Consider the following 13,265-nt stretch of genomic DNA (forward strand, 5'->3'; position numbering starts at 1 on the left):
CTTAGTTTTTGCTCATGATATAGATGATCCAAATACAGCGAAATGGTCAATAGGTACTGTTCAAACTTTAAGAAATAAAAAAGGGAGGGTTATCCTTTTACATCAACATCAATTAATTATCGTGTCTAGCGGGACTACAAGTTTTTCTCCCTTTTTGATTATTTGATTATAAAGGTAAAGATATGAGCGGGACTGTCGTAGCCCAACCGCACGAACCTTGCTTTTCTAAAAAATGACCGCCTTAGTACATATAAGAGATACTGTTATTTAGCATTATGGGTTTAAATCTCACAGGTTTATGAAACCAAAAAGCCTCTGAAGAATTCACTTCAGAGGCTTTCATATATTCTAATCAAGTTATTTTACTCGCTCAACGTACTCGCCGGTACGGGTATCGATTTTAATTTTGTCTCCTTGGTTTACAAACATCGGAACCTTCACCTCAACACCGTTTTCTAATGTTGCAGCTTTTAATGCGTTTGTAGACGTATCGCCTTTAACAGCTGGCTCCGAATAGGTAATTTCGAATTCAGCAAAGTTTGGCAATTGAGCCATAATTGCTTCTTCACTCTCCATAGAAACGATGATGTTCATGCCTTCTTTTAAGAATTTAATAGCCGAACCGAACAGTGATTTCTCAACGTTAAACTGTTCGTAGTTGTTGTTGTCCATTACCACCAGATAATCACCTTCTTCGTATAAATATTGATAATCATTGGTTTCAACGCGGCAGATTTCTACAGCCTCGTCGGTATTCATACGTGCTTCAACAATTCTGCCCGATTTAATGTTGCGGAATTTACCAGTGTAAAATGCTCCACCTTTGCCTGGTGTACGGTGATTCCATTCGTCAACAGTAACCAGCTCGTTGTTTATGCGAAGAATGTTACCTGTTTTAATTTCTGATGCTTTTGCCATATTGTGTTATCCTAAATTGGATTTATATTTCAGTTTTTCGTGACGGCAAAGGTAAAATTATTTTGATAAAAACCTATAAAGGTTTAAGGTATAAGGCTTAGGGTTTAAGGAAATTTAAACCTTCAACTATGCTATTTTACCCGCTCCATATATTCGCCAGTTTTGGTGTCAACTTTAACCTTATCTCCTTGGTTAATAAATAGAGGCACTCTAATTTCAGCACCGGTTTCTACGGTGGCATATTTTTGTGCACTGGTAGAGGTATCGCCTTTTACAGCGGGTTCAGAGTAGGTAATTTCTAACTCTACACTATTAGGGAGTTGTGCAACAATCGGTTCGTCACTTTCAAAAGCGATGGTTACATTCATGCCCTCCTTTAAAAACTTAATGGAGTTTCCGAAAAGCAGCTTGGGGATATTGTATTGCTCAAAAGTATTGTTGTCCATCACCACCAAATAATCGCCGTCTTCATAAAGATATTGATAGTCGTTGGTTTCTACACGGCAAATGGTCACCTCTTCATCGGTCCGGAAACGGTATTCTACAATTTTTCCGGTTTTTACGTTGCGCATGCGGGCCTGATAAAAAGCCCTTAAATTTCCGGGGGTACGGTGAATGTACTCTTCTACACTTACCAACTCTCCGTTAAAACGAAGCACATTTCCGCTTTTTACTTCTGATGCCTTTGCCATTTTATAATGAAATCTAGTTTTGTTAATTTTTGAGCACCAAAGTTAAAAAAAGGAATGATGATTTGGAAAGGAAAATCTGTGGATTATTGATTCAAAAGTCATTTGTTAGTTGGTCTGAAAGCATACGCGGATGATTTTTTTAGCGACGTTAATCCTTAAAAATCCCTGTATAAAAGAAATGCCTTTGGGAACCACTCCAAAGGCATAATCAACCTAAACCTCAAACTAAACTATGAAAAACTCTTTGCCTTTGCGGGCTATATATTTTGATTCCGAAATACGGAAATATGATCTTTTACTTGAAGAGATAAATTAAATAATTGTTTCTCTTTTTGGTGGTGCAAAGGTAAGTATAATTTGTGAATTACAAAATGTTTTTTAAAAAATTTATTTTTAATACAAATGTATGACAAAACAGACGTTTTGTAGGGAGTGGATTTTCTATGTAACTTACTTGTAATCTGATATTTGTATCTGCTTTGTGCAAAAATCGTATTCCTGTATTTGATTGGAGCCAATTATCGTTAGGCGGTCCTTTCCAAAATTTTCGATCAGTTCGCGGTACCAATTTATTCCCTGAACGTCTAAATTGCTCGTTGGCTCATCTAAAAATAAAATTGGTGTATTGGTACAACATGCCAAAGCTAGTTTGGTTCTTTGCTTCATTCCCGATGAAAAGTACTTGATTTCTTTGTTCGCTGCTTTTTCTAATCCCAGTATGGTGATCAGTTTTTTTGAATCGAGTCCCAGAGCAAAATTTTTGAACTTAAAATGAAAATCAATACTTTCTTTTAGGGTGAATGTTTCAACCAGTTCGAGGTACGGTGCAGCCAGGCTGATGTATTTATAGATATTTTCTACAGAAATCTCTTTGGTGTCTGAGAATGAAATTTCTCCTTCCGAAGGAGATAAGCTACCCGTTAAAACGCTTAATAATGTCGATTTGCCAGAGCCATTGGGTCCTAATATTGCATAACTATTGCCAGAGGAGAATTCGGCACTTAAATTTCTAAAAATCCATTCCTTATTAAACCTTCTGCCAACATTTTGTAAAGTAATATTCATTTGGGTTAAGCGCTAGGCGTTTGGAGTTTGGCGGTGATCGTTTTTATCATGCAAACGCTATTATCAACACCGACATATTGTCCGTAGTTAGGTCTGATATGATAACCCACCTTTTGATAAAGGGCAATGGCTTCCGGCTGTTTTTTGCCTGTTTCTAAAACACATGAAGTAAAACCGAGTTCAGCAGCCCGGCTCTCTAATTCATTTAAAACTTTAGCAGCTATTCCCTGGTTTCTATGATCTGGATGTACAAACATTCTTTTAACTTCGGCTTCTGTTGCTGAAAAAGGCTTTATGGCGCCACAGCCAACGGGGGCTCCATTTTGATAAGCTACAACAACCTCCTTAATGGTATCAACCTTGTTAAATTGAGCATAAAAAGTATGGTCGTCACCATCTCTAACAGCTAAATCCTGATCCAATAATGCGACCAATGTTCTAAAATCGGCATTATCTGAAGCGGTTCTGATTAGTGTTAAATCACTCATGAATATTTATTTGAGTTTGGTTAAGGCAATGGGTTTTACCCTCCACCTTAAACCCTTCTACCTTAATTAGCTCCCCATTCCAAAGCCCTTCATTACACCACGGTTAGAATTACGGATAAAATCTACAATTTCATCACGGATTTCCGTTGGTTTAAATTCGGCTTCGATCATGTCTAAAGCTTTAGTTACATTATTGTGTTTTACAAAAAGTACACGGTAAATCTCTTGGATTTCGTCAATCTGCTCGTTGGTAAAACCTCTTCTACGCAAACCAACAGAGTTAATTCCTGCATACGAAAGTGGCTCACGAGCTGCTTTTACATAAGGGGGAACATCTTTGCGTACCAATGAACCTCCAGTTACGAAAGCATAAGAACCCACTTTAACAAATTGATGTATCGCAACCAAACCCGCCAAAACCACATTGTTTCCAATGGTAATGTGGCCAGCCAAGGTAGTGCTGTTCGAGAAAATACAGTTGTTGCCAACTTCACAGTCGTGCGCGATGTGTGAGTAAGCCTGAATTAAACAATTGCTACCGATAGTAGTTTTCCATTTATCTTTTGTACCACGGTTAATGGTTACGCATTCGCGGATAGTCGTATTGTCGCCAATTTCTGCAGTGGTAACCTCACCTGCAAATTTTAAATCCTGTGGTTCGCCAGAAATAACAGCACCAGGAAAGATACGGCAGTTTTTGCCGATACGTGCGCCATCCATAATGGTTACGTTCGATCCGATCCAGGTTCCTTCTCCAATTACAACGTCTTTATGTATCACTACAAAGGGTTCGATTACCACGTTTTCGGCAATCTTTGCCTGCGGATGTATGTATGCTAAAGGTTGTATCATTATTGGGCGGGTTCTGCTTGTTTAACTTTTGAAATTTGAGCCATCATTTCGGCTTCGACAACGATTTTTTCGCCAACCATACCTACACCTTTCATCTGGGCAATACCCCTTCTGATTGGTTCAAGTAAATCGCAGCGGAAAACAATAGTATCGCCAGGAAGAACCTGGGCCCTAAAACGTACGTTATCTATTTTTAAGAAATAGGTTAAATAATTTCTAGGATCTGGAACGGTACTTAACACTAAAATACCACCAACCTGAGCCATAGCCTCAATTTGAATTACGCCCGGAAAAACCGGTGCACCAGGGAAGTGACCTTTAAAAAACTCTTCGTTCATGGTTACGTTTTTAACACCTACCACGTGGTTTTTAGAAAGTTCTAATATTTTATCAACGAATAAAAATGGTTGGCGGTGAGGCAAAATATCCATAATCTGAACAACGTCATATAATGGTTTTGCACTTGGATCGTAGACCTTTTGTATTTTTTTGTTTTTCTCTTTTTTAATCGCTGCTTTAATTTTTTTAGCAAAAGCAATGTTTGCTGCATGGCCTGGGCGGGCAGCCATAATATGGCCTTTTAAATGCATGCCAACCAAAGCTAAATCGCCAATCATATCTAATAATTTATGACGGGCAGGCTCATTTTGGTAACGCAATTCCATGTTGTTCAAAATTCCCTGCGGAGCAACATCAATGTCCTTACGGTTAAATAATTTAGCCAAATGGCTTAATTCATCCTTCGTAACCTCTTTATCTACAATTACAATGGCGTTATTTAAATCACCACCTTTAATTAAATTGTGAGATAACTGGTATTCCAATTCATGTAAAAAACAGAAGGTACGGCAAGAAGCAATTTCTTTCTTAAACTCTGCAATGGTGTTAATGCCAGCGTGCTGGCTACCCAGAACAGGAGAGTTATAATCGATCATACACGTAAAACGATAGTCGTCTAACGGCATGGCCACAATTTCTACTTTTCTATCTTCTTCGGTATAGGTAATGTTATGTGGAATGGTGAAATACTCGCGATCTGCATTTTGCTCAACTGCACCTACTTCTTCCAGTAAATCAACAAACTGGATAGAACTCCCGTCCATAATTGGTGTTTCCGGGCCATCTAATTTAATGAGTACGTTATCGAGGTCCATACCAATCAAAGATGCCATTACATGTTCTACGGTACTTACGCTAGCGCCATTTTGGGTAAGTGTAGTACCTCGTGAGGTATCGGTAACGTTATCTGCATCGGCTTCAATAATCGGGTGGCCATCTAAATCAATACGCTGAAATTTAAAGCCATGATTTTCGGGGGCCGGGCAAAATGTTAAAGTAACATTAGCGCCTGTGTGTAAACCAACACCAGATGCTGATATTTCTTGTTTAATCGTTTTTTGTCTAACGTTCATTGTGTATTGTATTCTTTTCCAGTTCAGCTGTGAGCCTTTTCAATTCCTCTTCGAGCGCATTTATTCTTTTTTCTACATCTGGAAGATGTTTGAAAATTACTGAGGCACGCATCCAGTTGCGCAATGGTTGCGCCGGACTACCGTGCCATTGTTTATTTTCTTCTGTAATATTAAAATTGATACCGGCCTGTGCGCCAATCTGAGTACCCTTAGCTAAGGTTAAGTGCCCGGCTATACCAACTTGCCCGCCAACAACACTGTTAGGGCCAATTTTTGTACTTCCTGATATGCCCGACTGTGCGGCTAAAACCGTGTTCTCGCCAATCTCTACATTGTGTGCAATCTGGATCAGGTTATCGATTTTTGCACCTTTTTTTACAATTGTTGATCCCATTGTTGCACGATCTACAGTTGTATTTGCGCCAATTTCTACGTCATCTTCGATTATAACGTTTCCAATCTGAGGGATTTTATTGTAAGTGCCGTCTTTTTGCGGGGCAAAACCAAAACCATCGCTTCCAATAACGGTATTGGAATGAATAACAACCCTGCTGCCGATTATTGAATTGTGATAGATTTTTACACCAGGGAAAAAGGTGCTGTTTTCGCCGACTTTAGAACTCGCACCGATAAAGGTTTGCGCATTTATTTTACAGCCATCTCCAATTTCTACATTTTCGGCTACATAGGCAAAAGCATCTATAAATACGTTTTTGCCAATTTTTGCTGTAGGGTGAACAAATGCAAGTTTATCAATTCCAGATTGTGCAGTCTGGGCATTAACGGCTTCATTATATTTATCCAACAAGATTGTAAAAGCACTATATGGATTTTCTACACGTATTAATGTACTGGTATATGGTTGCGTAGGGGCGAAATCCTTTGATACGATAACAACTGACGCCTGAGTGGAATACAAAAAGTTTTCGTACTTAGGGTTCGAAAGAAAAGACAAAGAGCCTTCCTTTCCGTCTTCTATTTTAGAAAGTTCGGTAACGGCTACATCAGGGTTACCATCAATGGAACCGTTTAGAAACTGACTTATCTGCGTGGCAGTAAATTGCATCGTACAAAGGTATATGTTAAATTGATATGAACAAAAAAACCTGCTCGGGTTAAACTGTGTATATTTTACACAATAATAAGACTTAAAACGGCAGCAAAAGTTAAATATTTTGTTAAATAACCTTAAATCCCTCTGGGGTAACAGAGGATATATTTCTCTACAGTTTTTTGCAGCGACTCGAGATTAGACAAATCAGACGCCTTCGCAATATCAACAATATCGTTATTTTTCATCAAAATCTTGATATTTCCAACCCCTGCGTTATATGCGCGGTTTTGAATCGAATCAGTAAAAACAAAATATCTTGCTTCTTCGGGTTTGATTTCTAATAAATTAACAGCCGCATCCTGTAAAAAATTTACGCGGTCGAGATTGGCCATTTCGTTGCCCATTTCTACCTTATAAAGATTTCTGGAGGTAAGCATTTTACATAATGTAGACAAAATTTTATCTGGGTGTGTGGTCCAAACCTTAACTGCAGCATAAATGTCCTGATCATCCAGGTTGGTAAAATGTTCGAGATTTTCGTGCTGGGAGAAGAAATTAGCCTCGCTAATATCGTTTGTCAAGAAATAATTTAATGATGGTGATGCAAATAAATCGGTTCCGGCAGCCGATAATTCTTTTGCACGCTCTAATAACTTTACCAAAATCATCTCGCCCGATATAACCGTTTTGTGCAGATAAACCTGCCAGTACATCAGTCTGCGGGCAATTAAAAATTTTTCTATCGAATAAATGCCTTTCTCTTCGATCACCAGATCATCATCGTACACGTTAAACATCTTGATAATCCGGTCGAAACTGATTACACCTTCGCTAACGCCCGTAAAAAAGCTGTCACGATTTAAATAATCCATTCTATCGAGATCTAACTGACCAGAAATTAATTGATGAAGAAACTTTTTAGGGTAGGTGCCATTAAAAATCTCAATGGCATGAGTTAAACGACCATCAAAATGTGTATTCAGGTCCTGCATCAGCTTTGCTGAAATATCCTCATGTTTAATTCCGGTAACCAAAGAATGCTCTAAGGCATGTGAAAATGGGCCATGGCCGATATCGTGCAATAAAATGGCCAAAATGGCTGCTTCTTCTTCGCCATCGGTAATCGTATGTCCTTTGCTTCTTAAAAGGTTGATGGCCAAACTCATTAAATGCATGGCCCCTAAAGCATGGTGAAAACGCGTATGTAAAGCTCCGGGATAAACCAAATGCGTCATTCCGAGCTGTTTAATATAACGCAAACGTTGGAAATACGGATGTGAGATTACATCGTAAACTAATTCGGACGGGATACTGATGAAACCGTAAACCGGATCATTTATTATTTTCTTCTTGTTCAATCGTTAAAAATAGTTAAATAGGTAGATACGGTACAAAAATTGCTATTTTTATTTATAGTTTGATTTACCTGCCAAAATTAAAAGGCAATACTTACCTATTTTTACAAAAACATGCAAGAAACTAAAATATTATGGGCCGATGATGAAATCGACTTATTAAAACCTCATATATTATTGTTAAATGATAAGGGTTATCATGTAACCACATTTACCAATGGAAACGACGCGTTGGAGGCATTTGGAAAAGCGCATTTTGACCTGGTTTTCCTGGATGAAAATATGCCGGGGATGAGTGGGATCGAAACCTTAGGAGCCATTAAAAATTTAAACCCCGATGTTCCTGTTGTATTGATTACCAAAAGTGAAGAAGAAAATTTAATGGAGGATGCGATTGGTAGCAAAATTGATGATTATCTGATCAAACCCGTAAACCCTAAGCAGGTTTTGTTAACCATTAAAAAACTAATCGACAATAAACGTTTGGTAAGCGAAAAAACTTCCATGGCTTATCAACAGGATTTCCGCCGATTGGGTATGACGCTGGGCGACAGGCTGAATTATGAAGAGTGGGTGGATGTATATAAAAAAATAGTTTTTTGGGAGCTGGAACTTGAAAAACTCGACGACCCGCAAATGCATGAAATTTTAACCATGCAGAAACAGGAGGCCAATACACAGTTTACTAAATTTATCGAAGAACATTATTTAGGTTGGATTAAAGAAAAAGATAAAGCCCCCTTGCTTTCTAATGAGCTGTTAAAGAAAAAAGCCTTCCCTCATATTAACGATACCACACCTGTCTTTTTTATTCTGATTGATAATTTACGTTACGATCAGTGGAAAATCATTAATCCGCTAATTTCTGAATATTTCAGGATCGATGAAGAAGATATGTACACCAGCATTTTGCCAACAGCAACGCAATATGCCCGTAACGCCATCTTTTCGGGCATGATGCCTTTGGATATGGAGAAACGTTTCCCACAGCTGTGGCAGAACGATGATGATGAGGGTGGAAAAAACATGCACGAAGAAGCTTTTCTGGCCGATAACATTAAACGTAGTTTAAGAAAAGATTGTAAATTCAGTTATAATAAAATACTCACTTTTGAGCAGGGGAAAGATCTTGTTGATCAGACCAATAACTTGTTGCAGAACGATTTCAACGCCATTGTATTCAACTTTGTTGATATGTTAAGCCATGCCCGCACGGATATGCAGATGATCCGCGAGCTGGCCAATGATGATGCTGCTTACCGTTCGTTAACCTTATCTTGGTTTGAGCATTCACCACTTTGGGACTTATTGAAAAAAATCTCACAGAAAAAGGTAAAAGTGATCATTACAACCGATCATGGAACCATCCGTGTTAAAAAACCGGTTAAAGTAATAGGCGATAGAAGCACAAACACCAATTTAAGATACAAGCAAGGAAGAAACCTTAATTTTAATGCAAAAGAAGTGTTTTTGATTAAAAACCCTCATGATGCTTTGTTGCCAAAAATCAATATTAGCAGCAGTTATATTTTTGCAAGAGAAGATAGCTATTTTGTTTATCCGAATAATTACAATCAGTTTGTCAATTATTATAACGAAACCTTCCAGCATGGAGGTATTTCACTCGAGGAAATGATTATTCCAGTGGTGACGTATTCGCCAAGGTAGAACATAAATAAATTCGTCATTTCGACTGGAGCACAGCGGAATGGAGAAATCTTTGACGAGATGATTCGGGAAAGATTTCTCCACTGCGGTCGAAATGACGATATATAAAAGGCAAAAGCAATGCAATTATGTATTACTTTTGCCTTTATTTTTTTAAAATGGATATCGAAGTTAACAGTTTAGCCGATTTACCTGCTGTTGCACAACAGCTTTCAGATTTTGCCAGTGGCCAAAAAGTCTTCATTTTTGAGGGTGATATGGGTGCTGGGAAAACAACCTTCATTAAAAATTTCTGTAAACATTTAGGTGTTGATGATGTGGTTTCGAGCCCTACCTATTCTATTGTTAATGAATATGAAAGTCCTAAGGGCTCGGTTTTCCATTTCGATTTTTATAGAATAAAAGATATTCATGAAGCTTATGATTTGGGCTATGAAGAATATTTTTATGGTGGGGGAGTTTGTTTAATAGAATGGCCTGAACGAGTGGAAGAGTTGCTACCCGAAAAACATATTAAAATTGAGATAAATGTGCTGGATGAAAACCGCAGATTATTCAGATTTTCGAAGGTATAACAATTAGTTATCAATAAATTAACAGATTTTCCTTATCTTGAACAACCTAAAACTATCAAAATTTTAAATTCAACATGGCTACAGGATTACGCGAAGGAATGGCCGATATAGCTCGTCAGGGTTTACTACAAACGCAAGAGGCAAAGCTAGAAACCAGAAATAAAAAAAACAGTCTATATATAGGAATACCCAAGGAAATTTCTTTCCAGGAAAATAGAATTGCATTAACCCCTTTATCTGTTGCATTATTGGTAAACAATGGGCACCGTGTTGTTCTGGAAAGTGGCGCTGGCATTGGGGCTAATTTTTCTGATACCGAGTATGCTGAGCAGGGGGCTAAAATTGCCTATAACAAAAAAGAGGTTTTCGATGCTGATATCCTGGTGAAAATTGCACCGCCCATGTTGGAAGAGATTGAGATGATGCATAAAGGGCAAACACTAATTTCTTCGTTGCAAACCGGAACGCTAAAGCAGGATTATCTGAAAGCGCTGATGCATAAAAAAATTAACGCATTATGTTTTGAGAATCTTCGCGATGAAGGTAATGTACTAAGCGTAGTACGCGCCATGAGCGAAATAGTGGGCTCGACCTCTATTTTAATTGCTGCGGAATATTTGAGCAATGTAACAGGCGGAAAAGGCTTAATGCTCGGCGGCTTTACTGGCGTTCCTCCAACTGAAATTGTCATTTTGGGTGCAGGAACGGTTGGCGAATATGCCGCCAGAACAGCTTTGGCGTTGGGAGCCGAGGTTAAAGTTTTCGATAGCTCCATTTACCGCTTACGCCGCCTGCAGAATAATTTAGGAAGCAGGGTATTTACTTCGGTAATGCAACCTATTGTTTTGAATAAGGCTATTGTAACCTGCGATGTAGTAATAGGCGCCATTCGAGCTACCCACGGACGTAGTCCATGCATAGTAATGGAAGAGACAGTTGCCCGGATGAAACCACATTCGGTGGTAATTGATGTAAGCATTGATCAAGGAGGCTGTTTTGAAACTTCTGAAGTGACAAACCACACCAATCCGGTATTTAGAAAATACGATGTAATTCACTATTGTGTGCCAAATATTGCTTCGCGTGTGCCAAGAACAGCATCGTACGCTTTGACGAACATTTTTGCCCCAATTTTATTGGATATAGGTGAATTTGGAGGTCTAATGAATATGGTATGGAATACGCCTGGTATCCGCGAAGCGCTATATATTTATCAGGGAAACTGTACCAATAAAGATCTGGCTGATATGTTTAATCTGCCATTTAAGGATCTTGAATTGTTGGTGGTTTCGAATCAATAAAACTTTGCAGTAACGAGACTATTAATTTAGCGGATAAAACCAACGAAATGTCATCCTGAGCATGTAGAAGGACATTTTGTTGGTTATCAAATGTAAGGGTCTTCGACAGGCTCAGACTGACAACCGTTTGACTTAACAGCGGTAATGACCTATATCAAATACCAATTATATGAAACTCAATCTCTTTACGTTATTTTTCTTCCTCTCAGTGGTTGTTAGCGCCCAAAATAAACCTTCCGCTATAAAAAAACTGGTGGTGGTGAGTTCATATAATCAATACCTCGCATCGGTAAAAACGGACCCAAATAACGAATTGGTTGAAATCAAGAAAGCCATTCCCAATATCAAATTAGATATCCGCTACGCCACTAAGAATAATTTTATGCAGCAGGTAATGTATAAACAGGCAAGGGCTTTTGCCCGAAAACCAGTAGTGGAATCATTAAAAAAAATCCAAAAGGAATTAAATAAAAAAGGCTATGGCTTGAAAATACTCGATGGTTACCGGCCTTATGCTGTTACCATTGAGTTTTATAAAAAGGCCAGTGATAAAAACTTTGTGGCTAATCCGGCAAAGGGATCTAAACACAACAGAGGTTGCGCGGTAGATTTAACATTGATCAATTTAAAAACAGGTAAGGAAATAACGATGCCGACACCTTACGACAGTTTTTTGGCATCTGCTGCGGCTAAATATGAGAAGGTATCGCCAGAGGCTAAAAAGAACCGCGATTTTTTAATTGCAATAATGGGTAAATATCAGATGAATGTACTGGAGAACGAATGGTGGCACTATGATTTTGCCAGTTGGAAAAAGTACGATTTAATGGATATTCCCTTCGAAAAACTTTAAGCGGTTTATCGGTCATTCGTCAATAGTTCATTGGGTAGGATGCATATCCTAGCATAATTAGTCATTGCAAAGAGCAAGACATTGAGTTCAGGTTATTAAGTATAAATCCTTCTGCTTTTTAGAAAATGAAAGGGCAGCATTTCATAGGTGCTGTTTCCCACCGTTCGCTTTATCCGATTAATCGAAATGCCCGCTACTGTCGGGTTTAGCTAACAAAAGCCTGTTCGAAACAACCTCACTTTTATTTTTAGCGGATGAAAGATTTGAGTTTCTAGTACCAGCTCAGGTTAAATAAACCCGATTGTCGGGAAGAGCTTCCGATCCTTCATCGGAATTCGAACCAAAAGCGGGACTGAAAAAGCCAAAAGCACAGAACCAACCATTTCCTATTAACCTGAGTTCAAATATTTTTATGGGGCTATCTATCCGTGATGTAAGATGTTACAATCTTACTAAATTGTTGATATTTAGTTTGACAAATGTCAGGTGGTAATACCAGCCGCCACTAGGGTTACAAATGATGTGGCCTCCCGTATTGTTCCATTTTTACCTTCGCTTTATCCTCTTTTACAGCCAGTTCAAAAATATAATCGTAATCATCATCTGTTAATTCTTCTTTAGGTTTTTGCCGCCAAGGGCTTCAATAATCTCGAGTACGGTGTTAGAATGGGCCGCTACAATAACGGTTTTGCCAACATAATTGGTTTTAATACTGTCTACAAGTGATTTAATGTCTTTATAATCAATCACCTTCGGAATCACCAATGAATCTAATGTTTGATGCGTTCTTTTTGTTGGTGTGGCAAAAGCAACATCAAATTTTACCTTTTTTAGGTAGGTTGCTAAATCTCCTGCCCGAACTCTTCCTTCATCAGAGAGATTGGGGTTGGTATCCTGTGGGTTAGACTTATCTTTCTCAGCGTGCCTAACAATCCAAACATTAGTGGTTTGTGCAGAAATTACATTAGCAAAGAGAAGCGTTAACGACAGTAATACGAACAGTTTTTTCATGTCATAAATATTGAAAAATTA

Annotated in this window: 13 protein-coding genes; 4 read left to right on the forward strand and 9 right to left on the reverse strand. The window is 38.3% G+C overall.

The window, feature by feature from the left end; all coding sequences use genetic code 11:
* Nucleotides 1-357: 357 nt before the first annotated feature.
* The 8 genes from efp (J7E57_RS18530) to J7E57_RS18565 all read right to left on the reverse strand — a co-directional run bounded on the left by efp (J7E57_RS18530) (nt 358) and on the right by J7E57_RS18565 (nt 7,839).
* The gene (efp, locus tag J7E57_RS18530) at nt 358-918 is read right to left on the reverse strand and encodes an elongation factor P (protein WP_029274299.1); all 561 of its coding nucleotides are present in this window, start codon (nt 916-918) and stop codon (nt 358-360) included.
* Nucleotides 919-1,049: 131 nt separating this feature from the next.
* On the reverse strand, nt 1,050-1,610 hold the full coding sequence (gene efp, locus J7E57_RS18535) for an elongation factor P (protein WP_055904075.1): 561 nt from the start codon (nt 1,608-1,610) through the stop codon (nt 1,050-1,052).
* 450 nt (nt 1,611-2,060) lie between these two features.
* Entirely contained in the window at nt 2,061-2,675 is a 615-nt protein-coding gene (locus tag J7E57_RS18540; RefSeq protein ID WP_215124760.1) for an ABC transporter ATP-binding protein, read from the reverse strand.
* A gap of 5 nt (nt 2,676-2,680) precedes the next feature.
* Complete coding sequence (locus tag J7E57_RS18545; protein ID WP_215124759.1) at nt 2,681-3,163, reverse strand: GNAT family N-acetyltransferase; 483 nt, start codon at nt 3,161-3,163, stop codon at nt 2,681-2,683.
* Between the two features lie 66 nt (nt 3,164-3,229).
* Nucleotides 3,230-4,015, reverse strand: coding sequence for an acyl-ACP--UDP-N-acetylglucosamine O-acyltransferase (gene lpxA / locus J7E57_RS18550; RefSeq protein WP_029274294.1), 786 nt, complete (start codon nt 4,013-4,015; stop codon nt 3,230-3,232).
* Complete coding sequence (locus tag J7E57_RS18555) at nt 4,015-5,427, reverse strand: bifunctional UDP-3-O-[3-hydroxymyristoyl] N-acetylglucosamine deacetylase/3-hydroxyacyl-ACP dehydratase (RefSeq protein ID WP_215124758.1); 1,413 nt, start codon at nt 5,425-5,427, stop codon at nt 4,015-4,017. Before J7E57_RS18555 ends, lpxA begins: the two co-directional genes overlap by 1 nt.
* Nucleotides 5,417-6,493, reverse strand: a complete 1,077-nt coding sequence (lpxD, locus tag J7E57_RS18560) for a UDP-3-O-(3-hydroxymyristoyl)glucosamine N-acyltransferase (RefSeq protein ID WP_215124757.1) — start codon at nt 6,491-6,493, stop codon at nt 5,417-5,419. The genes J7E57_RS18555 and lpxD overlap by 11 nt, the downstream gene beginning before the upstream one ends.
* A gap of 122 nt (nt 6,494-6,615) precedes the next feature.
* On the reverse strand, nt 6,616-7,839 hold the full coding sequence (locus J7E57_RS18565) for an HD domain-containing protein (RefSeq protein ID WP_215124756.1): 1,224 nt from the start codon (nt 7,837-7,839) through the stop codon (nt 6,616-6,618).
* Nucleotides 7,840-7,950: 111 nt separating this feature from the next.
* Between J7E57_RS18565 and J7E57_RS18570 the strand changes: the two genes are divergently transcribed.
* From J7E57_RS18570 to J7E57_RS18585, 4 genes are all read left to right on the forward strand, one after another.
* Nucleotides 7,951-9,504 (forward strand): PglZ domain-containing protein, encoded by a 1,554-nt coding sequence (locus J7E57_RS18570; RefSeq protein ID WP_215124755.1) that lies wholly within the window; start codon nt 7,951-7,953, stop codon nt 9,502-9,504.
* A 158-nt stretch (nt 9,505-9,662) separates the two neighbouring features.
* On the forward strand, nt 9,663-10,079 hold the full coding sequence (gene tsaE / locus J7E57_RS18575) for a tRNA (adenosine(37)-N6)-threonylcarbamoyltransferase complex ATPase subunit type 1 TsaE (protein WP_215124754.1): 417 nt from the start codon (nt 9,663-9,665) through the stop codon (nt 10,077-10,079).
* Nucleotides 10,080-10,153: 74 nt separating this feature from the next.
* Nucleotides 10,154-11,380 carry an alanine dehydrogenase gene (locus tag J7E57_RS18580; RefSeq protein ID WP_215124753.1) on the forward strand — a complete coding sequence of 409 codons (1,227 nt, stop codon included), beginning with the start codon at nt 10,154-10,156 and terminating at the stop codon, nt 11,378-11,380.
* 169 nt (nt 11,381-11,549) lie between these two features.
* The gene (locus J7E57_RS18585) at nt 11,550-12,233 is read left to right on the forward strand and encodes a M15 family metallopeptidase (RefSeq protein ID WP_215124752.1); all 684 of its coding nucleotides are present in this window, start codon (nt 11,550-11,552) and stop codon (nt 12,231-12,233) included.
* Nucleotides 12,234-12,839: 606 nt separating this feature from the next.
* Here the strand turns inward: J7E57_RS18585 and J7E57_RS18590 are convergent.
* Nucleotides 12,840-13,244 (reverse strand): histidine phosphatase family protein, encoded by a 405-nt coding sequence (locus J7E57_RS18590; protein WP_215124751.1) that lies wholly within the window; start codon nt 13,242-13,244, stop codon nt 12,840-12,842.
* Nucleotides 13,245-13,265: the final 21 nt, after the last annotated feature.

The sequence above is a fragment of the Pedobacter sp. ISL-64 genome (assembly GCF_018613605.1).
Lineage (GTDB): Bacteria > Bacteroidota > Bacteroidia > Sphingobacteriales > Sphingobacteriaceae > Pedobacter.